Source organism: Mycolicibacterium sp. XJ1819 (assembly GCF_053483675.1).
Genome location: NZ_JBEFST010000010.1, coordinates 109,134 through 133,670, shown reverse-complemented (window position 1 = coordinate 133,670; position 24,537 = coordinate 109,134). Strand labels below are relative to the sequence as shown.

General features: G+C 68.9%; 23 protein-coding genes. 17 read left to right on the top strand and 6 right to left on the bottom strand.

The features are described 5' to 3' along the window. The first annotated feature begins 23 nt into the window (after window positions 1-23). Window positions 24-944: an LLM class F420-dependent oxidoreductase gene (locus ABQE89_RS12950; protein WP_448417046.1), complete on the top strand. Its 921-nt coding sequence runs from the start codon at window positions 24-26 to the stop codon at window positions 942-944. Between the two features lie 85 nt (window positions 945-1,029). Here ABQE89_RS12950 and ABQE89_RS12945 read toward each other — a convergent pair whose 3' ends face one another. Together ABQE89_RS12945 and ABQE89_RS12940 are read right to left on the bottom strand one after the other, a co-directional pair. Continuing rightward, window positions 1,030-2,862 (bottom strand): acyl-CoA dehydrogenase, encoded by a 1,833-nt coding sequence (locus ABQE89_RS12945; protein ID WP_448417044.1) that lies wholly within the window; start codon window positions 2,860-2,862, stop codon window positions 1,030-1,032. Window positions 2,863-2,933: 71 nt separating this feature from the next. After that, a complete protein-coding gene (locus ABQE89_RS12940) occupies window positions 2,934-3,644 on the bottom strand; it encodes a DUF427 domain-containing protein (protein WP_448417042.1) in 711 nt (236 codons plus the stop codon). A gap of 157 nt (window positions 3,645-3,801) precedes the next feature. Here ABQE89_RS12940 and ABQE89_RS12935 point away from each other — a divergent pair, with 157 nt between their 5' ends. Continuing rightward, window positions 3,802-4,383 (top strand): hypothetical protein, encoded by a 582-nt coding sequence (locus tag ABQE89_RS12935; protein ID WP_448417040.1) that lies wholly within the window; start codon window positions 3,802-3,804, stop codon window positions 4,381-4,383. On the opposite strand, the gene ABQE89_RS12930 is transcribed toward ABQE89_RS12935, so the two are convergent. After that, entirely contained in the window at window positions 4,380-4,634 is a 255-nt protein-coding gene (locus ABQE89_RS12930; RefSeq protein ID WP_448417038.1) for a DUF2631 domain-containing protein, read from the bottom strand. The genes ABQE89_RS12935 and ABQE89_RS12930 overlap by 4 nt on opposite strands. Before the next feature lie 76 nt (window positions 4,635-4,710). On the opposite strand from ABQE89_RS12930, the gene ABQE89_RS12925 reads away from it, so the two are divergent. The 15 genes from ABQE89_RS12925 to ABQE89_RS12855 all read left to right on the top strand — a co-directional run bounded on the left by ABQE89_RS12925 (window position 4,711) and on the right by ABQE89_RS12855 (window position 19,364). After that, window positions 4,711-5,544 (top strand): mycofactocin-coupled SDR family oxidoreductase, encoded by an 834-nt coding sequence (locus tag ABQE89_RS12925; RefSeq protein WP_448417036.1) that lies wholly within the window; start codon window positions 4,711-4,713, stop codon window positions 5,542-5,544. A gap of 65 nt (window positions 5,545-5,609) precedes the next feature. Beyond that, window positions 5,610-6,488: a TIGR03619 family F420-dependent LLM class oxidoreductase gene (locus tag ABQE89_RS12920; RefSeq protein ID WP_448417034.1), complete on the top strand. Its 879-nt coding sequence runs from the start codon at window positions 5,610-5,612 to the stop codon at window positions 6,486-6,488. 38 nt (window positions 6,489-6,526) lie between these two features. Next, a complete protein-coding gene (locus tag ABQE89_RS12915) occupies window positions 6,527-7,000 on the top strand; it encodes a histidine kinase (RefSeq protein ID WP_448417032.1) in 474 nt (157 codons plus the stop codon). A gap of 31 nt (window positions 7,001-7,031) precedes the next feature. Continuing rightward, complete coding sequence (locus ABQE89_RS12910) at window positions 7,032-7,760, top strand: DUF4097 family beta strand repeat-containing protein (RefSeq protein ID WP_448417030.1); 729 nt, start codon at window positions 7,032-7,034, stop codon at window positions 7,758-7,760. Between the two features lie 56 nt (window positions 7,761-7,816). Continuing rightward, window positions 7,817-9,010 (top strand): 1-deoxy-D-xylulose-5-phosphate reductoisomerase, encoded by a 1,194-nt coding sequence (gene dxr / locus ABQE89_RS12905; protein WP_448417028.1) that lies wholly within the window; start codon window positions 7,817-7,819, stop codon window positions 9,008-9,010. A gap of 10 nt (window positions 9,011-9,020) precedes the next feature. Further along, complete coding sequence (locus ABQE89_RS12900) at window positions 9,021-10,244, top strand: M50 family metallopeptidase (protein WP_448417026.1); 1,224 nt, start codon at window positions 9,021-9,023, stop codon at window positions 10,242-10,244. An 8-nt stretch (window positions 10,245-10,252) separates the two neighbouring features. Then, complete coding sequence (ispG, locus tag ABQE89_RS12895) at window positions 10,253-11,434, top strand: flavodoxin-dependent (E)-4-hydroxy-3-methylbut-2-enyl-diphosphate synthase (RefSeq protein ID WP_448417024.1); 1,182 nt, start codon at window positions 10,253-10,255, stop codon at window positions 11,432-11,434. Window positions 11,435-11,490: 56 nt separating this feature from the next. Then, the gene (locus tag ABQE89_RS12890; protein WP_448417022.1) at window positions 11,491-12,345 is read left to right on the top strand and encodes a GNAT family N-acetyltransferase; all 855 of its coding nucleotides are present in this window, start codon (window positions 11,491-11,493) and stop codon (window positions 12,343-12,345) included. A gap of 28 nt (window positions 12,346-12,373) precedes the next feature. After that, window positions 12,374-13,027, top strand: coding sequence for a GNAT family N-acetyltransferase (locus tag ABQE89_RS12885; RefSeq protein ID WP_448417020.1), 654 nt, complete (start codon window positions 12,374-12,376; stop codon window positions 13,025-13,027). A gap of 179 nt (window positions 13,028-13,206) precedes the next feature. Beyond that, the gene (locus tag ABQE89_RS12880; RefSeq protein ID WP_448417018.1) at window positions 13,207-15,015 is read left to right on the top strand and encodes a penicillin-binding transpeptidase domain-containing protein; all 1,809 of its coding nucleotides are present in this window, start codon (window positions 13,207-13,209) and stop codon (window positions 15,013-15,015) included. 37 nt (window positions 15,016-15,052) lie between these two features. Then, window positions 15,053-15,640 (top strand): DUF1707 SHOCT-like domain-containing protein, encoded by a 588-nt coding sequence (locus tag ABQE89_RS12875; protein ID WP_448417016.1) that lies wholly within the window; start codon window positions 15,053-15,055, stop codon window positions 15,638-15,640. Window positions 15,641-15,660: 20 nt separating this feature from the next. Beyond that, window positions 15,661-16,518: a type I methionyl aminopeptidase gene (gene map / locus ABQE89_RS12870; RefSeq protein WP_448417014.1), complete on the top strand. Its 858-nt coding sequence runs from the start codon at window positions 15,661-15,663 to the stop codon at window positions 16,516-16,518. 79 nt (window positions 16,519-16,597) lie between these two features. Further along, window positions 16,598-18,085 carry a cobyric acid synthase gene (locus ABQE89_RS12865; RefSeq protein ID WP_448417012.1) on the top strand — a complete coding sequence of 496 codons (1,488 nt, stop codon included), beginning with the start codon at window positions 16,598-16,600 and terminating at the stop codon, window positions 18,083-18,085. Next, window positions 18,082-18,741, top strand: a complete 660-nt coding sequence (locus ABQE89_RS12860; protein WP_448417010.1) for a hypothetical protein — start codon at window positions 18,082-18,084, stop codon at window positions 18,739-18,741. Before ABQE89_RS12865 ends, ABQE89_RS12860 begins: the two co-directional genes overlap by 4 nt. A gap of 71 nt (window positions 18,742-18,812) precedes the next feature. Further along, entirely contained in the window at window positions 18,813-19,364 is a 552-nt protein-coding gene (locus tag ABQE89_RS12855; protein ID WP_448417204.1) for an alpha/beta fold hydrolase, read from the top strand. A gap of 3 nt (window positions 19,365-19,367) precedes the next feature. Here ABQE89_RS12855 and ngg read toward each other — a convergent pair whose 3' ends face one another. The 3 genes from ngg to ABQE89_RS12840 form a co-directional block, all read right to left on the bottom strand. Next, window positions 19,368-21,137, bottom strand: a complete 1,770-nt coding sequence (gene ngg / locus ABQE89_RS12850; RefSeq protein WP_448417008.1) for an N-acetylglutaminylglutamine synthetase — start codon at window positions 21,135-21,137, stop codon at window positions 19,368-19,370. Continuing rightward, a complete protein-coding gene (locus ABQE89_RS12845; RefSeq protein ID WP_448417006.1) occupies window positions 21,134-22,933 on the bottom strand; it encodes an N-acetylglutaminylglutamine amidotransferase in 1,800 nt (599 codons plus the stop codon). The genes ngg and ABQE89_RS12845 overlap by 4 nt, the downstream gene beginning before the upstream one ends. A 66-nt stretch (window positions 22,934-22,999) precedes the next feature. Next, entirely contained in the window at window positions 23,000-24,532 is a 1,533-nt protein-coding gene (locus ABQE89_RS12840) for an amino acid permease (RefSeq protein WP_448417004.1), read from the bottom strand. Window positions 24,533-24,537: the final 5 nt, after the last annotated feature.

Genomic DNA, 24,537 nt, shown 5'->3' with positions numbered 1-24,537 from the left:
GCCTGTTCTGAAACGGAGTCTGCATGCGGTTCACGTTCACTCATCCGATGCACAGCCATCCCTACAATCCGGAACTGGTCACCGGGGACGGCGTCGCGACGGTGGCGGCGGCCGCGGAGGCCGCCGGATTTCACGGCTTCGGGTTCACCGACCATCCCGCGCCGTCGCAGAGGTGGCTTGAGGCCGGCGGGCATGACGCGGTGGATCCCTTCGTCGCAATGGGATTCGCAGCCGCGAGGACCTCGACCTTGCGGTTGATCCCCAACATCGTGGTGCTGCCGTACCGCAACCCGTTCGTGGTGGCCAAGTCCGGTGCCACGCTGGATCTGCTGTCCAACGGCCGGTTCACCCTCGCGGTCGGGGTGGGCTACCTCAAGCGCGAGTTCACCGCGCTCGGCGTGGACTTCGACGAGCGCGCGCAGTTGTTCGAGGAAGCACTCGAGGTGATCCGTGCGATCTGGACGACCGACGACGTGTCATACGAGGGTAAGCACTTCAGCGCTAAGGGCATCACCGCACATCCCCGGCCGGTGAGTACACCGCATCCGCCGATCTGGATTGGCGGCAACACCGGCGCCGCGCGGGCCCGGGTGGCCAAGTACGGCGACGGGTGGTGCCCGTTCGCCGCGCCCGCGGTACTCGCGCAGACCGCCCGTACGGCCCCGATGGACATCGACCGGCTCGCGAACGGCATCGACGATCTGCGGCGCCGGCTGGAGGCTGCGGGCCGGGAACCGGCGAGCGTCGACATCACGTTCACCAACCCCGACGGCGGCAACCCCGGCGACGACGACTTCAACGCCGACGCCTACCTGTCCGGTCTGGAAAGGCTCGAGGCGATGGGGGTGACGTGGGTGCAGGTGGGCATCGCCGGCGACAGCCTGGCCCACGCCCTGGATGCGATCGAACGTTTCGGTGAGTCGGTGATCAACGCGACACGGTGAGCGCCGCACCGTCGAGTGTCGGGTTCGTGTACGTCGAGCGCGGATTCGCGTGGCACAACACGACACTCGGCGTGCGTCCGAGCGCTCAGAACGACTCCTCGGGCAGCCGCATGACGGCATCGTCGACATTGTCGACGATGCCACGCACCACCGAGACCGTGGGAAGCATGTTGGCCGCGAAGAACGCCGCGGTGGCGATCTTGCCCCGGTAGAACGCCTCGTCGGCGCCCGCGGCACCGGCGGCGAGCGCGGTGTGGGCCACCTGCGCCTGCACCAGCAGCCGCCATCCGATCAGCAGGTCGCCGACGGCGAGCAGGAACCGCACCGACACCAGCCCGATCTTGTAGATCGCCGTGGGCTGTTCGGAGGCCGACATCAGGTAATTGGTCAGCGAGGCCGTCATCGCCTGTACGTCGTGCAGCGCCGTCTTGATGCGGTCGGCCTGCGGTTGCAGCGCCGCATCGCAGCCCTCGACCGTCGCGTCGATCTGAGCGGCCACGTGGGCCAACGCAGCACCCTTGTCGCGGAAGATCTTTCGGAAGATGAAGTCGAGCGCCTGAATCGCGGTGGTGCCCTCGTAGAGCGAGTCGATCTTGGCGTCGCGGATGTACTGCTCGATCGGGTAGTCCTGCAGAAAGCCCGAACCGCCGAGCGTCTGCAGCGATTCGGTCAGGCACTCGTAGGCGCGTTCGGAACCGACTCCCTTGACGATCGGCAGCAGCAGATCGTCGACCCGGTGCGCCATGGCCGAATCGGCGCCCGAAACCAGCATCGCGACGTCGTCGTTCTGGTGGGCGGCGGCATACATGTAGATCGCCCGCAGCCCCTCGGCGTAGGCCTTCTGCGTCAGCAGGCTTCGCCGCACGTCGGGGTGGTGGATGATGGTCACCCGCGGCGCGGTCTTGTCGGTCATCTGGGTCATGTCCGCGCCCTGCACGCGCTGCTTGGCGAACTCCAGCGCGTTGAGGTAGCCGGTCGACAGCGTGCCCGCCGACTTGACGCCGATGGTCATCCGGGCGTTCTCGATCACGGTGAACATCTGCGCGATGCCGTTGTGCACGTCGCCCACCAGGTATCCGACCGCGGGAACGCCGTGCGCACCGAACGTCAGCTCGCAGGTGGGAGACGATTTCAACCCCATCTTGTGTTCCAGCCCGGTCGCGAAAACACCGTTGCGGGGGCCGAGTTCGAGGGTCTGCGGATCGAAGAGGAATTTGGGCACGTAAAACAGGCTCAGACCCTTGGTGCCCGGTCCCGCGTCCTGCGGGCGGGCCAACACCAGGTGGAAGATGTTCTCCGCGGTGTCTCCGACGTCGCCGCCGGAGATGAAGCGCTTCACCCCCTCGATATGCCAGGTGCCGTCGGGCTGGGGGACCGCCCGGCTGCGGCCCGCACCGACGTCGGAGCCGGCGTCGGGCTCGGTCAGCACCATGGTCGAGGCCCAGCCACGCTCGATACCCTTTGCCGCCCAATGCTTCTGCTGCTCATTGCCCTCGATGTAGAGTGCGTTGGCCATCGAGGGGCCCAGCGCCCACCAGAAGCCGGCCGACGGATTGGCGCACGCCAGCATTTCGTTGATGCCCCACACCAGTGGTGCCGGTGCGGGAACGCCGCCGATCTCCTCGGCGATCCCGACACGCCACCACTCGGCGTCCTTGACCGCCTGCACCGACTTGGCCAACTCGCCGGGCACCGAGACGCTGTGGGTGTCCGGATCGAAAACCGGCGGGTTGCGGTCGGCTTCGGCGAATGATGCGGCGACCGGACCTTCGGCGAGTCGGGCCACCTCGTCGAGCATGGTGCGGGCGGTGTCGACGTCGAGGTCCCCGTAGCCCCCCGACTCCAGCACCCCCCCGAGTCGCAACACCTCGAACAGGTTGAACCCGATATCGCGGACATTGGCGATGTAGTGCCCCACCGGTTTCCCTCCGACTCGGCGAACCCCGAATTGCAGTGTGGTCGACCGGAGAAAACGTACGCAACCGTAACTTACGGTGACGAAACCGTAGGTTGGTGCCGTGGCAACTGTGCCGTCATCTCCACGCGATCGGCGTCGAAGCTGAAATGGCTTCTGATCGGCAGGGTCTCGGGCAGGGGATCCTCGTAGCTCCACGCCACATCGGCGACCACGGTGTCTCCGATGACCGCCGACCAATACGTGGCGTGGCCCTTGTAATTGCAGTAGGTGCTGGTCGGGGAGCGCTGCAACACCTCGGTATTCACCGACGACGGCGCGACATACAGGCGCGGTGGCAGCGACGTCTCGAAGACGATCACCGTATCGCTGGTATCGACCAGGACGACGCCGGCGACGGTGACGCGCAGGGCCCGATCGGTCGGGCGACAATCCACCCGGTGATAGGGGTTGGGCGGGTAGTGGACCAACTCGCGGCCCTCCTCCAGCCACGTGTCCACCGCGTCCCACGGCACCTCGACGAATCCCGGCGCCTCGGCCACGGGCTCGCAGGACAACCCCCCGACCTCTGCGGCCGGGAACGCGTAGCCGAGCGGATGATCGCGGCGGTGCACCAGCAACACGTGCTCGGTGTCAATCACCGTGTGCCCGTTGCGCACCGCCTGGACCCGGCGCGGATGGGGCTCCACGTACACGATTCCGCCGACGGCCTGGCTGGGTAGCGGCGGGGCGAACCATCCTGCGGGGTCCCTGCTGAGCGGACCACTTCCGGCGACGAGCGACATGACTCTAGCTTTACAGCTGTTCATCGAGGTGTCACGCATCTGGCCGGCACGCGGACCAACCGGACCTTTACAGATTGCCGCTGTAGTGTCACGCTCTATGCATTGCCGACGACAGGGCGTACCCGTCGGCACGCCGGATCGAGCGGATAGGACCCACATGGCACCCCGACCCTTCACCGCCGACGACAGTGTCAAGCCCGCCGGGATGGCGCCGCCGGAGGCCGAGGGGAGCACCTGCCGCCACCACCTCACCGTGATCGCGTCCGATGTCGCCGAGGTCGTGCGATCCAGCGGGGGATGGCTGTGCGACCAGGCGCGGGCCGGGTGGACCGTCAGCGTGACGGTCGCGGCGGGCCAGGATCCGCGGCCGCTGCGGATTCTCGGCGTCACGCCGGTCATCGCCGAGGCCGGGTCGGTTCTCGACGACGCCGTTCGTGACGGCGCGGCAGGAGCGGTCGCGGTCAGCGCGCAGATGTTGGGACGCGACGCGCGGCTGACCGAGCGCGTCCTCGGGCTGGCGAAGCGCGGCCGCACCGACGTGGTGATCTCGGGTGAGCAGTGGCCGACCGGATCCCGTCGTCCCCGGGCCGAGGTCGTGCAGCATCGGCTCAGCGCGGCGGCCAGGGCATTCAAGGACCGTGCCCTGCTCGCGGCCGCGGAGGGCCGACGGCCGGTCGAGCCGACCGAGACGCTCTACGTGCTGACCGCGCAGCCGGTCCGTCGGCTGTATTCGAGCTAGCGGATCCAGCCCCGGCGGCGCAGCCACCAGTCACGCGCCACCACCAGGACGATCAGCGCGGCGAACCCGATGAGGAAGATATCCTCGACCCGACCGGTGTGGTTGCCATGCATCATGATCAGCAGGAACGCGGCGCCGAGCAGGCCGCCGATCTGGATCGCCGTGTGATTTTCCTTGGACCAACCCCATTCCGCGGACGGCACATCCTCGACGTCGACGCCGTTGTGTCGCTCCACCTCGGTGCTGGGCACGGTTGCTCCTCTGCTCGGCTGCTACTGCCCGACATTTTGACATACGCCTACTACCGACGCCGTAGGGTCATGCGTCATGGCAGCGCAGTTCGCGGGGAAGGTCGTGTTCATCACCGGTGCCGCTCGCGGCCAGGGCCGCGCGCACGCCGTGCGGTTCGCCGAAGAGGGCGCCGATGTCCTCGCGGTCGACCTGTGCGGGCAGATCGACAGTGTGGGGTACCCGATGGCCGCACCCGAGGACCTCGACGAGACGGTCAACCTGGTCGAGAAGACCGGTCGGCGCATCGTGGCCGAGCATTGCGACGTCCGTGACTTCGACGCGGTGAAGGATGTGGTGGCGCGCGGTGTGACCGAACTGGGCCGGCTCGACTTCGTGCTGGCCAACGCGGGCATCTTCCCCGCGATCGGCGACACGCGCCACGACATCGCCGCGTTCGTCGATGCCATCGACGTGATGCTCAACGGCGCCTACTACACGATCGCTGCGGCACTTCCCGCGATGCTGGCGCACGGCGACGGCGGCGCGATCGTCATCACCAGTTCAGCCGCCGGCTTCAAGCCCGTCAGCTCCGGCTTCGACACCATGAGCCACGGCGCCGCCGGCTACACCGCGGCCAAGCACGGTGTCATCGGCCTCATGCGACATTTCGCGAAATCGTTGGCCGAGAAAAATATTCGGGTGAACTCGGTACACCCCGGCGGGGTGGCGACGCCGATGATCATCAACGAGGCGGCCGGGCGATTCGTCGAGGAACACGGTGCGTTCGGGGAGGCCCAGGCCCCGTTGCTGCCGATACCGCCGGTGGAACCGGAGGCGATCACCGACGCGATGGTGTATCTGTGCGGACCCTCGGGCCGCTATCTGACCGGCGTCGCGCTCCCGATCGACGGTGGTCTGACGGTCAAGTGACCGGACCGCCGCCCCGCGCGGCGCATACCGTTGTGGCCGCGCGGATTTCGCGATAGAGAAGCAGGATGCAGTTTTGGTCCGGCACGGCGTTCATGCAAACCACCGACATTCTCCCCGTCGCGGAGATGCTCGACGAGGCCGGCTACGACGGGGTGGTGAGTTCGGATCACCTGATCTACCCGCGCGAGTTGTCGTCGCCGTATCCGGACTCGCCGACCGGCAAGCCGGGCTGGCCGCCGGAGACGGCGTGGCCGGACTCGTGGGTGCTGATCGGCGCGATGGCCGCGGTGACCCGCCGCCTGCGCTTCTCCAACGCCGTGTACATCGCGCCGGCGCGTCCGCTGCTGGAGGTGGCCAAACAGGTGGCCACCGCATCGGTGTTGTCCGGCGGGCGGGTGTCGCTCGCGGTCGGCGTCGGCTGGATGCGCGAGGAGTACACGCTGATGGGTCAGGATTTCACCACCCGCGGCAAGCGACTCGACGAGATGATCCCGGCCCTGCGCGCGCTGTGGCGCGGCGGGTGGGTGTCCTGGGACGGGCCGCACTACCGGGTGCCGGAGATGATGATCGAACCTCATCCGCAGGCGCCGGTGCCGATCCTGTGCGGCGGCGAATCCGAGGCGGCGCTGCGGCGCGCGGCCCGCGACTGCGACGGCTGGGTGGGCTACGCCTACACCTGGAACGACGCGGTCCACTATGTGGACAGGCTCAAGCGGTTGCGCCGCGAATACGGCCGTGACACAGAGCCCTTCGAGATCTTGCTGGCGCTGCTCGAACCGCCCACCCCCGACCTGTACAAGCGGGCCACCGATGTCGGCATCACCGCGGTGATGTGCAGTCCGTGGGCCGGACACGACATGGCGGCAGGCGGTGTGGAGCGCTTCCGTGAGCCGATCGAGCGGTTCGCCGAGGACATCATCGCAAAAGTCCGTGCGTCAAACTGATGCTTGTCCTGATGTCAATATGATGTCACCATGACTGCATGGACTTGCAGCGTTATGTCGACGCCGTACGCCACGACCTCACCGTGGCGGCCGCCGCGGCGGGGCAGGAGGCGCGCGCGCTGGCCGAGCGGCTGACCGCGGCGCTGGACCCGTCGGTCCGGCTGGCACTGCTCGAAGCGCTGTCCGAGGCCGCCGAGCAGATCACCCGTGAACTCGCGCCCGGTTCGGTTCAGGTGCGGCTGCGCGGGCGCGAACCGCAGTTCGTCGTCGATTCCGAGGCCCAGCCGGTGCCCGAGCCGCCGGTGCCGGCGCCCGGCGAGGACGACGGCCGCACCTGGCGGGTGACGCTTCGACTGCCCGAACAGCTGCGTCCGCGGGTGGAGGCCGCCGCGCGAGCCGAGGGGCTCTCGGTCAACACCTGGCTGGTGCGGGCGACGACGGCCGCGCTCGGCGGGTCCACTCGCCGCCACCGCGGCGACTCCGACAAGCACTTCAGCGGCTGGGTCCGCTGAGGTGTGAACCAGCGAAAGCCGAGGGCGACCCATGTTCAGTTTCGTCACGCCACACCCGATCACCGCCGTCATCGAGATCCGCGCCGGGCAGGTCAGGTTGGTCGCCGACGAGCGGGTCGACACCGAGGTGTCGGTGCGCCCGCACGACGAGTCCCGGCCCGAGGACGTCGAGGCCGCCCAGCGGGTGCGGGTGGAGTTCGGCGACGGCACCCTGACAGTGACCGGTGATCGCGCACCGGCCGTGCGCGGCGCCGTGGTCGTCGAGATCGCCCTGCCCACCGGCTCGCGCCTGCACGCCTCACTGGCCTCGGCGAGGCTGATCGCCGAGGGCCGCTACGCCGACTGCAGGCTGGCCTCCGCCAGCGGAGACCTGGTCGTCGACGAGGTGAGGGGGGCGTTGAACACCGACACCGCATCCGGGGCCGCGGCCGTGCGCCGGCTGTGCGGAGCCGTCGAGGTGCGCTCTGCGAGCGGGCGGTTGACCGTCGAGCGCCTCGACGGCCGGCTCACCGCGCGCACCGCCTCGGGCGACGTGGCGGTGACCAGCGCGGTGCGGGGCTCGATTTCGGTACACACCGCCAGCGGTGGGGTCCGCGTCGGCGTCGCAGAAGGCACCGCGGCCAAGCTCGATCTGCACACCGGGTCGGGTTCGGTGCGCAACGGGCTGCGCCCCTCGGCCGGCCCGGTCGACGGCGACGAGACGCTGACCGTGCATGCCCAGACCGCTTCCGGCGACGTGGTCGTGCACCGAGGGGACTGACCGCCGGGGAGTCGGCGCGATTCCGCGTCTGGCGCGCGACGCGGCACAATGAATCGGTGAGTTCGTTCGACGCGCAGCAGCGTGGGCGGGACCTTGATCCCCAGCGGGTACTGATCCTCGGCAGCACCGGGTCGATCGGTACCCAGGCGCTGGAGGTCATCGCGGCGAACCCGGACCGGTTCGAGGTGGTCGGGTTGGCCGCGGGCGGCGGCAATCCGGACCTGCTGGCCCGCCAGCGCTCCGAAACCGGGGTCACCAACCTCGCGGTCGCCGACCCGGCGGCCGCCGCACAGGTCGGCGACGTCACCTATTGCGGCCCGGATGCGGTGACCCACCTGGTGGAGAACACCGAGGCCGACGTGGTGCTCAACGCGCTGGTCGGAGCGCTGGGCCTGAAGCCGACGCTGGCGGCCCTGGCCAGCGGGGCGCGACTCGCGCTGGCCAACAAGGAATCACTGGTCGCGGGCGGTCCGCTGGTGCTCAAGGCCGCCGCGCCCGGTCAGATCGTTCCGGTGGACTCCGAGCATTCGGCGATGGCGCAGTGCCTACGCGGGGGCACCCCCGACGAGGTGGCCAAGATCGTGCTCACCGCATCGGGTGGGCCGTTTCGGGGCTGGACCGCCGAACAACTCGAACACGTCACCCCCGAGCAGGCCGGTGCGCACCCGACCTGGTCGATGGGCCCGATGAACACGCTGAACTCGGCGTCGCTGGTGAACAAGGGCCTGGAACTGATCGAAACCCACCTGTTGTTCGGCGTCGGCTACGACCGCATCGACGTGGTCGTGCACCCGCAGTCGATCGTGCACTCGATGGTGACCTTCACCGACGGTTCGACGCTGGCCCAGGCCAGCCCGCCCGATATGAAGCTGCCGATCGCGTTGGCCCTGGGCTGGCCCGCGCGGGTGCCTGCCGCCGCCCCGGCCTGCGATTTCAGCACCGCCTCGACCTGGGAATTCGAGCCGCTGGACGCCGAGGTGTTTCCCGCGGTCGAACTGGCGCGGGAGGCCGGCACCCGGGGTGGCTGCCTGACCGCGGTCTACAACGCGGCCAACGAGGAAGCCGCGGCGGCTTTCCTCGACGAGCGCATCGGGTTCCCCGCCATCGTGCGCACCGTCGCCGATGTGCTGCGCGCTGCCGACCAGTGGGCCGCCGAACCCGCTACCGTGGAAGACGTGCTCGATGCGCAGACGTGGGCCCGCGACCGGGCAAGGCGTGCCGTATCCCGAGAAACTGTGACGACAAGGTGATATCCGGCTCATGATGTTTGCTCTTGGCATCATCGCGTTCGCGTTGTGCATCCTCATCTCGGTGGCGCTGCACGAATGCGGCCACATGTGGGTGGCGCGCGCCACCGGAATGAAGGTCCGCCGCTACTTCGTCGGCTTCGGACCCACCCTGTGGTCCACCCACCGACGCAACCGGCTCGGCGCCACCGAGTACGGCGTCAAGGCCGTGCCACTGGGCGGTTTCTGCGACATCGCGGGCATGACGGCCATCGAGGAACTCGACCCCGACGAACGCGATGTCGCGATGTACAAGCAGAAGACCTGGAAGCGCGCCGCGGTGCTGGCCGCGGGCCCGGGCATGAACTTCGCCGTCGGGCTGGTGCTGATCTATGCGATCGCGGTCATCTGGGGGCTGCCGAACCTGAACGCGCCGACCACCGCGATCGTCGGTGAGACCTCGTGTGTGAAATCCGAAGTGCAGCAAGGCACTCTGGGTGACTGCCTGGTGCCCTCACCGGCTGCGGCGGCCGGAATCGAGGCCGGCGACGTGATCGTCAAGGTCGGCGACACCCCGGTGGCCACCTTCGACGAGTTGGTCGACGCGGTGCGCCCGCTCGACGGACCGACCCCGCTGACCGTGCAGCGCGACGGGCGCGAGTTCACCACCGTCGTCAACGTCACCCCGGCGCAACGCTGGACCAGTCAGGACGGCGCCGAACCCGCCCCGACCAACGTCGGCACCGTCGGCATCAGCGCCGCGGTGTTCCCGCCCACCCAGTACAACCCGCTGTCGGCGGTGCCCGCCACGGTCGCGTTCACCGGCGACCTGACCGTCGAGTTGGGTAAGGCGCTGGCGAAAATCCCGACCAAGGTCGGTGCGCTGATGAACTCCATCGGCGGCGGCGAACGCGATCCCGAGACCCCGATCAGCGTGGTGGGCGCCAGCATCATCGGCGGCGACACCGTGGACGCGGGTTTGTGGGTGGCGTTCTGGTTCTTCCTGGCCCAGCTGAACTTTGTGCTCGGCGCGATCAACCTCGTGCCGCTGCTGCCGTTCGACGGCGGCCACATCGCGATCGCCGTCTACGAGAAGATCCGCAACATGATCCGGTCCGCGCGCGGCATGGTGGCCGCGGCCCCGGTCAACTACCTGAAGCTGATGCCCGCGACGTACGTAGTCTTGGTGGTGGTGGCCGGGTACATGCTGCTGACCGTGACCGCAGACCTGGTCAACCCGATCCGACTATTCCAGTAGGAGATGTGATGACTTCCGTAGGGCTGGGCATGCCGGCACCCCCGGCGCCCACGCTGGCCCCGCGGCGCAAGACCCGCCAACTCATGGTCGGCGACGTCGGCGTCGGCAGTGAGCACCCGATCGCGGTGCAGTCGATGACGACCACCAAGACTCACGACGTCAACGCGACGCTGCAGCAGATCGCCGAACTCACCGCGTCGGGCTGCGACATCGTGCGGGTGGCCTGCCCGCGCCAGGAGGACGCCGACGCACTCTCGCGGATCGCCAGGCACAGCCAGATCCCGGTGATCGCCGACATCCACTTCCAGCCGCGCTACATCTTCGCCGCGATCGACGCCGGCTGCGCGGCGGTGCGGGTCAACCCGGGAAACATCAAGGAGTTCGACGGCCGAGTCGGTGAAGTGGCGAAAGCCGCAGGGGCGGCCGGCATTCCGATCCGCATCGGTGTCAACGCCGGCTCGCTGGACACCCGCTTCATGGCCAAGTACGGCAAGGCCACCCCCGAGGCGCTGGTGGAATCCGCGCTGTGGGAGGCCTCGCTGTTCGAGGAACACGGCTTCGGCGACATCAAGATCAGCGTCAAGCACAACGATCCGGTGGTGATGGTGGCCGCCTACGAGCAACTCGCCGCCCAGTGCGACTATCCGCTGCACCTCGGTGTCACCGAGGCGGGGCCGGCCTTCCAGGGCACCATCAAGTCGGCCGTCGCGTTCGGCGCGCTGCTGTCGAAGGGGATCGGTGACACCATCCGGGTGTCGCTGTCGGCGCCGCCGGCCGAAGAGGTCAAGGTCGGCAACCAGATCCTCGAATCGTTGAACCTGCGGCCGCGGTCGCTGGAGATCGTCTCCTGCCCGTCGTGCGGGCGCGCTCAGGTCGACGTCTACACGCTGGCCAACGAGGTGACCGCCGGCCTCGACGGACTCGACGTGCCGCTGCGCGTCGCGGTGATGGGCTGCGTCGTCAACGGCCCCGGGGAGGCCCGGGAGGCCGACCTCGGGGTGGCCTCCGGGAACGGCAAGGGCCAGATCTTCGTCAAGGGCGAGGTGATCAAGACCGTGCCCGAGGCCAAGATCGTCGAGACGCTCATCGAGGAAGCGATGAGGCTGGCCGCCGAAATGGAGGCGACGGCAGAAACGGCAAGCGCGACTGGATCGGATGCCAGCGGTTCGCCGATTGTCACCGTAAGCTGAACGTGACCCTGTGAGCGGGGTCACCAACCGCCTCGGGATCGCAAGAAAGAGTCCACATGTCGGCTCCGCCGCTTTATCGCCGCGTCGACGAGCAACGGGTATCGGTGGCACGCGACGCGGGTGAGGTGCGCCGCGTCCTCGACGAGGACCCCGTCGGCTCCTGCATGGTCGCCTCGCGGGTGATCGACCACGGCATCGAACCATCGGCTGTCGGCGGCGAGCTGTGGACCCGCACGCGCGCGACCGAGTCGCTGTGCTTCGCGGGTGCGAACATCATCCCGCTGCGGGGCGGGCGCGATGACATGTACGCCTTCGCCGACAAGGCGATGAGCACCCCGCGACGGTGTTCGTCGCTGGTGGGGCGCACCGAGTTGGTGATGCCGATGTGGCAGCGGCTGGAGCCGGCCTGGGGATCCGCCCGCGACGTGCGCGAACATCAGCCGCTGATGGCGTTGAGCACACCGCCGCACTGTGCGGTCGACCCCGCGGTGCGCCGGGTGCGCGCCGACGAACTCGACGCGTATCTGGTCGCGGCCATCGACATGTTCATCGGCGAGGTCGGCGTCGACCCCCGCATCGGCGACGGCGGCCGCGGCTACCGCCGACGGGTGGCCGGGCTGATCGCCGCCGGTCGGGCGTGGGCACGCTTCGAGCACGGCCAGGTGGTCTTCAAGGCCGAAGTCGGATCCCAGTCGCCGTCCGTCGGGCAGATCCAGGGGGTGTGGGTGCATCCCGACTGGCGCGGCCGCGGCCTGGGCACCGCGGGCACCGCGACGCTGGCTGCGGCGATCGTGCACGGCGGGCGCACCGCCAGCCTGTACGTCAACAGCTTCAACACCGTCGCGCAGGCGACCTACGCCCGCGTCGGCTTCACGCAAGTCGGCACCTTCGCCACCGTTCTGCTCGATTGACCCCGACCGGCATCGTTACGCTTCGCCCATGACCGACGACCCGAGAGTTGCGCGCAGGGAGATCGCCGACGCGCTGATGCGCGCACTGGAACGGCGCCACGAACTGCTCGACGTCATCGTGGCGGCCGAGGACTACGACGCCGCTATCGAGGCGATCGCCCGCCATCTCGCCACCTCCGACGTCGCCGCCGAGGCGGTGCTGCGGCTGTCGTTCGACCGGCTCACCAAGGTCGCGCGGCGCCGCATCGCGGCCGAACTCGAGGATCTCAACAACCAACTCAGCTTCACGATGGGCGAGCCGTCGAGCCCGGTGGATGGGCTGACGCTGCGGCCGTTCGCCGCTGCCCAGGACCGCGACATCTTCGCCGCGCGCACTTCCGACATGCGCGAGGCCGGCGACGGGTCGCGGGCGCCCGCCGGTGACCTCGACGACGAGATCCGCGCCGGGCTGCACCGCGTCGACGCCGAGGAAGCCGCGTGGCTGGTCGCCGTACACGGCTCGCACAAGGTCGGCATGGTCTTCGGTGACCTGGTCTCGGGCGAGGTCAACGTGCGGATATGGATTCACCCCGAGCATCGCAAGCGCGGCTACGGCACCGCCGCGCTGCGCAAGTCCCGCTCGGAGATGGCGGCGTATTTCCCCGCGGTGCCGCTGGTGGTCAGGGCGCCGGCCGCAGGCTGACTCGCGGCGGGTCCGGCCGACCCACCGCCGAAATGGACAAACGGCCGCGATTTGTGGGCATTTTCGCGCCTGTTTGTCCGCTTGGGCGTCAATGGGGCGTCGTTTGGGCGTCAACGGGGGGTGACCGGTCCGGTGCGCCTACCGGCTTTGCAGGTCTCGAGTTCGTAACATCTGCCTCAATGGCATCTCTCGCATCACGTGTAGCAGCCCTGCTGGCCGTGGGTGTGCTGGTCGTCAGCCTCAACAGCGCATGCACGCCCAAACCCGACGGCCCGGAACCGATCGCCGAGAAGTTCTTCGCCGCGCTCGCGACGGGGGACACCGCCTCGGCCGCCGAGCTGGCCGACCGGCCCGCCGAGGCCCGCCAGGCGCTCAACGACGCCTGGACCGGGCTGCAGGCGACCCATCTCGACGCCCAGGTCGTCGGCTCGAAGTACGCCGAGGACACCGGTGCCGTGACCTACCGCTACACCTGGCATCTGCCCAAGGACCGCACCTGGACATACGACGGTCAGCTGAACATGGTGCGCGACGAGGGCCGCTGGAAGGTCCGATGGAGCGCCACCGGGCTACACCCCAGACTCGGTGCGAACCAGACGTTTGCGTTGCGCGCCGACCAGCCACGGCGGGCCTCGGTGATCGAACGCAGTGGCACCGAGGTGCTGGTGCCGGGCTACCTGTACAACTTCTCGCTGGACGCGAGGGCGGCGGGCCCGGCGCTGATGCAGACCTCACGGGCCGTGGTCGACGCGTTGCGGCCGTTCGACATCGCGCTGGACGCCCAGCTTCTGGCCGAGCAGGCCAGTTCGTCCAAGGATCCGCTGTACCTGGTCACGCTGCACCAGGGCGACCGCGACCGGCTGGCGGGCGCGATCGGCGCGCTGCCGGGCGTCGTGATCACCGCGCGCGCCGAACTGCTGCCGACCGACCCCACCTTCGCCCGCGCGATCATGAACGACGTGAAGAACGCCGTGGTCGACGAACTCGACGGCCAGGCCGGCTGGCGGGTGGTCAGCGTCAACCAGAACGGCGTCGACGTGGTGGTGCTGCACGAGGTGGCGGGTGAGCCCGCGCCGTCGGTGACGATCAGCCTCGACCGGCCCGTGCAGGACGCCGCCCAGAACGCGGTCAACAGCACCGGCAAACAGGCGATGATCGTCGCGATCAAGCCGTCCACCGGCGAAATCCTGGCCCTGGCCCAGAACGCCGCCGCCGATGCCGAGGGGCCGATCGCCACCATGGGCCTGTATCCGCCCGGGTCGACGTTCAAGATGGTCACCGCCAGCGCGGCCCTCGAACGCCACATGGCCACGCCCAACACGCTTCTGCCGTGCCCGGGCACCATGGACATCGGCCACCGCACGGTGCCCAACTACGGCGGCTTCGATCTCGGCACGGTGCCGTTGTCGCGGGCCTTCGCCAGTTCCTGCAACACCACGTTCGCCGAACTGGCCAGTCGGATGCCACCGCGCGGGCTGACCGCGGCGGCCTCCAAGTACGGCATCGGGGCCGACTACCACATCGAGGGTCTGACCACCGTGACCGGCTCGGTGCCGCCGACGGTCAACCTCGCAGAGCGGACCGAGGACGGGTTCGGGCAGGGCAAGGTGGTGGTCAGCCCGTTCGGGATGGCGCTGGCCGCGGCGACGGTGGCGGCCGGGAAAACCCCTGTGCCCCAACTGATCGAGGGCAAGCAGACGACCGTGTCCGGTGAGCCCGCGCCGCCGAGTCCGGAAGTGCTCGACGGGCTGCGGCCGATGATGCGGCTGGTGGTCACCAACGGCACCGCCAAGGACCTGCAGGGCGCCGGCGACGTGCGGGGCAAGACCGGCGAGGCGGAGTTCGCCGGCGGCTCGCACTCGTGGTTCGCCGGCTACCGCGGCGATCTGGCGTTCGCGGCGCTGATCGTCGGTGGGGGATCCTCCGAATACGCGGTGCGGATGCTCAAGACGATGTTCGACTCGCTGCCCGCCGACTACCTGACCTGACCTCGGCGAGGGGCGTGCGCGGTACCGTTGAACCGTTATGACCGGTATCGACGACCACGCCGCGATGCGCGTCTCGGACGCCGACCGCAACGGCACGATGCGCCGTCTGCACAACGCCGTCGCCCTCGGCCTGATCGACATCGAGGAGTTCGAGGAACGCTCGGCGGCAGTCTCGCAGGCCCGGTTGCACACCGAACTCGACGCGCTGGTCGGCGACCTGCCGGGCCCGGGCGCGATCGTCACCTCGGCCGCCGACCGGGTGGAGTTGCGGGGCGTGCTCGGCTCGCTCAAACGGCAGGGCGAATGGATGGTGCCGACCCGGCTGGCCCTGCACCGGCGGATGGGCTCGGTGGATCTCGATCTGACCAGGGCCCGGTTCGCGGGGCCGATGATCATCATCGAACTCGACATGAAGTTCGGCGGCCTGGACCTGCGGCTACCCGACGGCGCCAGCGCCTCCATCGACGACGTCGAGGTGGTGGTCGGCAGCGCACACGATCACCGTCGCGACGCGCCGGCCGAAGGCTCACCGCACCTGATTCTCACCGGCAAGGTGGTCTGCGGGTCGGTGGATATCCGCGGCCCGCGCAAATCGTGGCGATTCGGCCCGTTCGATCGCCGCTGACCCTCGGTTACTCTGGCGATATGCCTGTTCGCACTGCCCTTCGGCCCGGCGTCGTGTCCCCGCGGCGGCCGGTGCCCGACTCGATCGCCCGCCCCGAGTACGTGGACAAGGAGACCGCGCGCGAGGGCAGCGAACCGTGGGTGCAGACCCCGGAGGTGATCGAGAAGATGCGCATCGCGGGCCGCATCGCCGCCGGCGCGCTCGCCGAGGCCGGTAAGGCCGTCGCGCCGGGGGTCACCACCGACGAATTGGACCGCATCGCCCACGAGTACATGGTCGACCACGGCGCCTACCCGTCGACGCTGGGTTACAAGGGCTATCCGAAGTCCTGCTGCACTTCGCTGAACGAGATCATCTGCCACGGCATCCCGGACTCCACGGTCATCGAGGACGGCGACATCGTCAACATCGACGTCACCGCCTACATCCACGGTGTGCACGGCGACACCAACGCCACCTTCCTTGCCGGCGACGTGTCCGAGGAGCACCGGCTGCTCGTCGAGCGCACCCATGAGGCCACCATGCGCGCCATCAAGGCCGTCAAGCCCGGACGCGCACTGTCAGTCATCGGCAGGGTCATCGAGTCGTACGCAAACCGGTTCGGCTACAACGTGGTTCGCGACTTCACCGGCCACGGCATCGGCACCACGTTCCACAACGGTCTGGTGGTGCTGCACTACGACCAGCCCGCCGTGCAGACAGTGCTGGAGCCCGGGATGACGTTCACCATCGAGCCGATGATCAATCTCGGCGGGCTGGACTACGAGATCTGGGACGACGGTTGGACCGTGGCGACCACCGACAAGAAGTGGACGGCCCAGTTCGAGCACACCCTGGTGGTCACCGACGACGGCGCCGAGATCCTGACCCAGCTGTGACACCTCTCCCGCGAGCAGACGCAAAAGTGGCCGACACGCCGGGAGATGGGCCGCGTTTGCGTCTGCTCGCGCCTGGGAAATGAGCGGCGCGTTGCTGGTGGCCGGCACCACGTCCGACGCCGGCAAGTCGATGGTGGTCGCCGGCCTGTGCCGACTGCTGGCGCGCAAGGGGGTCCGCGTCGCGCCGTTCAAGGCGCAGAACATGTCGAACAACTCGGCGGTCACCGTCGACGGTGGCGAGATCGGCCGGGCCCAGGCGATGCAGGCCCGCGCCGCCGGTCTCGAGCCGCACACCAGGTTCAACCCGATACTGCTCAAGCCCGGTAGCGATCGCACCTCGCAATTGGTTCTTCGCGGCCGGGTCGTCGACACCGTGCGCGCCGGCGACTACTTCACCCACCGCAACCGGCTCGCCGCGGTGGTGGCCGACGAATTACACCGACTGCGAACAGATTTCGACGTCGTCATTTGCGAAGGCGCCGGCTCACCCGCCGAAATCAACCTGCGCGCAACCGATATCGCGAACATGGGCCTGGCCCGTGCGGCCGACCTGCCCGTGGTGCTGGTCGGCGACATCGACCGGGGTGGCCTGTTGGCGCACCTGTACGGCACCGTCGCGGTGCTCGAACCCGCCGACCAGCGGCTGATCTGCGGTTTTCTGGTCAACAAGTTCCGCGGTGATCCCGCACTGCTGGCCCCCGGGCTGACCCAATTGCAGACCCTGACCGCTCGACCGACCTACGGTGTCATCCCGCACACCGACGGGCTGTGGCTGGACGCCGAAGACTCCGTCTCGGTGCTGGCCACCCGGGTGGTCGGCGATCCGCAGCCGCCGCGGGGGGCCGACTGGCTTCGAGTGGCCGCGATCCGGCTACCGCGCATCTCGAACTCGACCGATGTCGAGGCGCTGGCCTGCGAGCCGGGCGTGCTGGTGCGTTGGGTCAGCGACCCCGCCGACCTGGCCGAGGCCGACGTCGTCGTGATTCCGGGCAGCAAGGCCACCGTCGCCGATCTGGCCTGGCTGCGCGAGCGCGGACTGGCCGACGGCATCATCGCGCACACCGCGCAGGGCGGGCCGGTGCTCGGGATCTGCGGCGGCTTTCAGATGCTGTGCACCCGTATCGACGACCCGGTTGAATCCGGTGCGGGCGTCGTCGCCGGCCTGCACCTGCTGGACGCCGACATCGAATTCGCCGCCGACAAGACGCTGCGCCGACACGCGGGCTCGCCGCACGGCTACGAGATCCACCACGGCCAGTTGACCCGCGCCGGCGTCGACGACTGGCTCGGTGTCGGTCTGCGCAGCGGGCAGGTGTACGGCACCCACTGGCACGGGTTGCTCGACAACAACGAGGTCCGCAGGGGCTGGCTCACCGAGGTCGCCGCCGCGGCGGGCCGGCGCGGGTTCGTCGTCGCCGACGACGTCGATGTGGGCGCGCGCCGCGACGCGCAACTCGATCTGATGGCCGACCTGCTCACCAGCCATGTCGACGTCGACGCTGTCCTCGCACTGCTCGACCGCGGCACCCCCGCACTTCCGACGATCGCCTCTAAACTGGTGCCATGACCTGGCGGCACGCGGCGGCCGTGCTCGTCGTCGCGACGCTCGCGGGCTGCTCGCACCAGATCGTCGGTACCCCGACGTGGCCGGGGGCCCGGCTGGAGAAGGCCGTGCTGACCGCCGCCGATTTCAGCCCCGGCGTGCAGTACGACCGCGTCGTGCGCGGGCCCGGTGAGCCCGATGGTGCGGGCGTCCCGCCCGCCATGCTGTCCCGGCCGCAGGGCTGCTCGGATGGCCTCACCCGGGTGATTGCCGACTCCGCCGAACGGGGACCGGGCAGCGCCGCAGAATACGTCGTCGGATATGACGGCGTCCGGGTGGTGATGACCGTGCTGACATGGCGACTGGACCTGGATCGGCTGGCCGCCGTCGCCGACCGCTGCGCCCGCTTCGAGACGTTCTTCGACCCGCAGACCCCGGGCATCCCGATGACCACCACGCGGCTGCGCACACCGCGGCCCGACGCGTTGGTCTATGAGCAGACCATGGAGCTGGGCGACCAGCCCAGCAGCGTCTACTTCTCGTTCGAGAACGTGGGCGCGATGGGTGTCTTCGGAATCGCGTTCCCGACGCCCAACCCGACGATCTCGGTCAAAGGTTCGCTGCCGCAGACGTTTCTGGACATCACGGCCAAACAGGCGGACCGCGCGAGGTTGACGTGACACCGGCGTGAACTCGCCAATTCGCCGCGTTCACCTGCGGCTCGCTGTAGCGTGACCGAGTGCCTTCCACCATGGTCACCGTCGACGGGTTCGAGATACCCGTGGCCGTCACCGGCCCCGACACCGGGTCGGTGGTGGTGGTTCTCGGCGCCGCCAACCGTGGGCCGGCGGCCTATGACGCGGTGTGTCAGCGGCTGCACACCGCGTCGTTGCGCACCGTCGTCATCGGACCCGATCCGCGCCTGACCGCCAAGTCGGTCATCGGCATTCTCGACGCGCTCGAGGTGAAGTGGGCGCTGCTGGTCGGTGACCGCGCCGGCGGGGAGCTGGCGTGGGAACTCGCCGCCACGAGGCTGGACCGGTTCACCGGGCTGGTGGTCGTCGACCGCGGGCATCCCCGCATCGCCGACCTCGACGGCGTGGTGCGCGACGAGCACTGCCCGCCCGTGGAGGTCAACACCACGGCGCTGGTCAGCACCCCCGCATCCAGGGCGGTCGCCAGCGCCAGCCAGCGCTACGTGTACGGCGATTACCGGTTGGTGGATCTGCTGGGCGGCCGCAACGCGCAGGAGTCCACCGCGCAGCTGGCGGCCGAGATCGTCATGCGCACCAGCACCTGGTGATCGTCAGTCCGGCGCTTCGGCCGGCGTCCACGCCTGCGGCAGGCCCGGACTGCCCGGAAACAGGAAATCGACGAAAGCCTGTGCGGTGGGCTGTGGTTCGTGATTGGCCAGCCCCGGCCGCTCGTTGGCCTCGATGAACACGTAGTCGGGGGCGGTGACGTCGGGCACCAGCAGGTCGATGCCGGTGACCGGGATGCCGATCGCGTCGGCGGCCTTCACCGCGACCTCGCACAGGTGCGGGTGCACCGTGGCCGTCACGTCGTGGATCGTTCCGCCCTGGTGCAGGTTCGCGGTGCGACGGACCCGCAGCCGCTGCCCCTCGGGCAGGACGTCGTCGAACGACCAGCCGGCCTCGGCGACCGTCGCCTCGGTCACCTCGTCCATCGGAATGCGCGACTCGCCGCCGGTGGCCGAGGCGCGGCGCCGGCTCTGCGCCTCGATCAACTCCCGCACGGTGTGATGTCCGGTGCCGAGCACCTCGGCCGGCTTGCGCAGGGCGGCGGCCACCACCTTGCCGTCGATCACCACCAGCCGCAGATCGTCGCCCGTCGCCCGCTGCTCGATCAGCACGTGTGGGTGCTCCTTGCGGGCCCGCTCCAGCGCGGCCTCCAACTCCGCGGGCCCGTCCACGCCGACCGTGATGCCCTTGCCCTGCTCACCACGGGTGGGCTTGACGACGACGTCGCCGACGTCCTCGAGGAACGCCTTGTCCTGCTCGTCGAAGGTGGCCAGCCGGCCCTTGGCCACCTGGATTCCGGCCTCGGAGACGATGCGCCGCGTCAGCCGCTTGTCGTCACATCGTGCCATCGCCACCGCGGAGGTGAACTCCGACAACGACTCTCGGGTGATGACGGTGCGGCCGCCGTGCGACAGTCGCATCTCGCCTGCCTCGGCGTCGAGCACCTCCACCCAGATGCCGCGGCGCATCGCCTCGTCGGCGATGATGCGCGCGTAGGGGTTCAGGTCCTCGACGGTCTCGGGGGGATGGGTGAACAACGGTTCGTTGATCGCGTTCTTGCGCTTGACCGCCATCACCGGCACGCGCTCGAAGCCCAGCTTCTCGTACAGGCCGAGGGCGGCCCGGTTGTCGTGCGCCACCGACAGGTCCATGTAGGCGCGGCCGCGGTCGCGGTAGATGGCCGCCAGCGCGCGGGTCAGCGCCGCGCCCACGCCGGGAAGGCTGGTGGTCGGGTCGACGGCCAGCGTCCACAGGCTCGAACCGTTCTCCGGGTCGGAGAACAACCGCTTGTGGTCGACGCCGGTGACCGTGCCGACCAGCGATCCGTCGTCGTCACGCACGGCGACCAGATAGTCGACGGGGTCGCAGTGCTGATGGTTTTCCCACAGCACCTCGACGGGCGCGGGCACCATCCCGCAGCGCACGTAGACCCGGTTCATCTCGTCGGCGTCGTCGGGAGTCGCCAGCGTGCGCACCGTGAAACCCGTTGGCGACGGTTCGGCGAGGTCGTCCTCGGCGAAGCGCAACCGGTAGGTGTGACTGGGGTCGATGAACAACTCGGCGGGCGCCTTTGCGACCAGCACATGCGGTTCGCGGGCGTAGATGCAGATGTCGCGACGACCGGGCCCCTCGTGCCGAAGCACCTCGGCGAGCTTTTCCGGATCGGCGAATGTTTGACCGAACACCAGTCGGCCCCAACCCATTTCGAGCACCACATCGTCGGCCATCGCGTCGACCATGTCTTGAGGTGACGCGTCGTGCAGGCCGAGGGTGATCGCTTCGGCTTGGCCGCGATCGGGGTTCACCGCCGTCACGCCGCCGTCCCGTTGATGCCGTGCCGCTGCAACCACAGCTCCAGCAGCCCCAGTTGCCACAGCTCGTTTCCGCCCAGCGGGGTCAGCCTGCCGTTGGGGTCGGCGAGCAGCCGGTCCACGGCCTCGGGCCGGAACAGTCCACGTTCCTTGGCCGCAGGCGAGTACAGGGCGTCGCGGATCAGGTCCAAGTAGGGCCCCTCCAGGTGGGTCAGCGCGGGTACGGGGAAATAGCCCTTCGGGCGGTCGATGACGTCGGCCGGAATCACCCGGCGCGCGGCCTGCTTGAGCACGCCCTTGCCGTCATGGGCGATCTTGAGTTCGGGCGGGCAGGTGGCGGCCAACTCCACCAGGTCGTGGTCGAGGAAGGGCACCCGGCCCTCCAGGCCCCAGGCCATGGTCATGTTGTCGACGCGTTTGACCGGGTCGTCGACCAGCATGACGGTGGTGTCCAGGCGCAGCGCCCGGTCGATGCCGGTGTCGGCGCCAGCGGCGGCGAAATGCTGCCTGACCATGGCCTCGCTCGGGTCGCCCTCGACGAGGTAGTCCTGGGAGAGCAGGGCCGCCACACCGTCGTTGTCGCGGTCGAAGAAGGCACCGCGGTAGTTGGCCACCGCGGCGTCGAGCGAGGCGGCGCCCGACATCGGGGGATACCAGTGGTATCCGGCGAAGACCTCGTCGGCGCCCTGGCCGGACTGCACGACCTTGACGTGCTTGGCCACCTCCTGGGACAGCAGGTAGAAGGCCACGCAGTCATGGCTGACCATCGGCTCGCTCATCGCGCCGATCGCGCCGTCGAGTGCGGGCAGCATCCGGTCGGTGCCGATGCGGATCTGGTGGTGGTCGGTGGCGAAATGCTCGGCGATGACGTCGGAGTAGCGGAACTCGTCGCCGGCGACCCCGCCCACCGATTCGAACCCGATGGAGAAGGTCTTCAGTCCGTGCTGGCCGGCCTCGGCGAGCAACCCGACGATCAGGCTGGAGTCGACGCCGCCTGACAGCAGGCACCCGACCGGGACGTCGGCGACCAGCCGTCGTTCCACCGCGGTGCGCAGCGACTCCAAAACCGCGTCCTCCCAGTCGCGTTCGGACCAGTCGGCCCGGTCGGCGCGTCGGCGGAAGTCGGGCTCCCAGTAGGTGCTGGTGATCTTGCGGCCGTCGGGTTCGATCGCGACCAGCGAGGCCGGCGGCACCTTGGTCACCCCGCGCAGGATGGTTCGCGGCGGCGGCACCACCGAGTGAAACGTCATGTAGTGGTGCAGCGCGATCGGGTCGATGCGGGTGTCGACGCCGCCGCCGGCCAGCAGCGCGGGCAACGACGACGCGAACCGGATGCGGTCGGCGGTCTCGGTCAGGTACAGCGGCTTGATTCCCAACCGGTCGCGGCCCAGCAACACCCGGTTGCTGTCGCGTTCGACGATCGCGAACGCGAACATGCCCTTGAGGTGGTCGACGAACCGGTCACCCCAATGGTGGTAGGCCTTGAGCAGCACCTCGGTGTCGCTGTGCGAGAAGAACCGATAGCCGTGGCCGGACAGGTCGCGCCGCAGTTCCTTGTAGTTGTAGATGCAGCCGTTCCAGGCGATGGACAGACCCAACTCCGGGTCGACCATCGGCTGAGCGCCTGCTCCCGACAGGTCGATGATTTTCAGGCGACGGTGCCCGAGAGCGACCCTGTCCTGTGACCACACGCCTGCCGAATCGGGCCCTCGGGGCGCCATCGCCTCGGCCATGGCCGAGACCGCGGTGACATCAGGATTTTGGCCGTCGAGACGCACCTCGCCGGTGGCTCCGCACACAACGGCAACAGTACCCGAATTGACGAACGGGAAACGTCACAGGATTGTGACCTGCATCGTCGCCCGCTAATCGGTGTGGCCCTTGAGGATCTCGTCCTCGATCGTGCCGCCCAGGCCCTCTGCCTCGGGGTCATAGCCGTGCAGGCCGCCCGTGACCGCGTACTCCTCCTCGGGCGACAGCACCAGCCGGTGGCGGGTGTACAGGCCGAAGACCAGCAGCCCGAAGACGTAGAAGACCACGATCGCCACGATCGCCGGCCGGTACGTCGGGTTGAGCAGCACGCCGACGAAGGTGACCGCCGCGATGGCCAGCGCCACGATCGCGCCCCAGTTGCCGGTCGGGCTGACCCAGGGTCGGCGGGCGTTGGGGAACCTGCGACGCAGCAGCACGAACGACACCATCTGCAGCCCGTAGGCCAACACCGCGCCCCAGACCGCGATGTTGAGCACCACGTCACCGGCGCCCTCGTTGTAGTTCACCACCACCAGCGCGATGAACCCGATCACCGCGCCGGTGATCAGCGCCACATACGGGGTCTGCCGAGTTCCGGTCAGCGACAACGGCTTCGGATAATAGCCGGCACGGCTCAGCGAATACATGTTGCGGGCGTATGCGTACATGATGCCCTGCAGGCTGGCCAGCAGGCCGATCAGTGCGAACCCGGACAGCACCGCGGCCCAGCTCGCGGGCAGGAACGCGCGGAAGCCGTCGAGCAGGGGTTCGTCGGAGGCGCTGAGCGCCGCGGAGCCCGTCACCGCCGGGTTGAGGAAGAACACGATCGAGCCGGTGGCGATCAGCGTGATCAGCCCCCAGATGCCGGCCCGGGGGATGTCGCGGGCCGGGTTGTGCGACTCCTCGGCGGCCAGCGGCAACTCCTCGATGCCCAAAAAGAACCAGATCGCGAACGGCAGCGCGTAAAGGATGCCGACGATGCCGAACGGCAGGAACGAACTTGCGCCCGCCGCGGCGGTGTCCGCCGGGATGTCGAGCAGCCGGCCGAAGTCGATCGCCCCGTTGACCACGGCCAGCACCGCGAACAGCACCAGGATGCCGATCGACAGCACCGCCACCGTGATCGCGAATTTGAACGAGATCTCTGCGCCCCACGAGTTCAGGCCCACGAACGCGGCGTAGAGGATGATCCACCACACCCAGCCCGGCATGGACAGGCCGAACAGTTCGTTGGTCACCGCGTCGGCGTAGGTCGACGAGAAGTAGACGATCACCGCGGTGGTGAAGACGTATTCGATCGTCTCGGCGAAACCGGTCACGAAGCCACCCCACGGGCCCATCGCGGCGCGGGCGAAGGAGTAGGCGCCGCCGGTGTGCGGCATCGCGGCCGCCATCTCGCCGATCGAGAACAACATGCCGAAATACATGACGATGATGACCACCGACGCGATCGCCAGCCCACCCCAGCCGGCCTCGCCGATGCCGAAGTTCCAACCGGAGAAGTCGCCGGAGATGACCGCCGCGACGCCGATGCCCCACAGCCCCCAGAACCCCGCGGTCCGCACCAGCTTGCGCTTCTCGAAGTAGTCCGCGCCGGCCTGCCGATACGTCACTCCGCCGGAGGACTTGCGCTTCTCGTCGGCCATGGCGT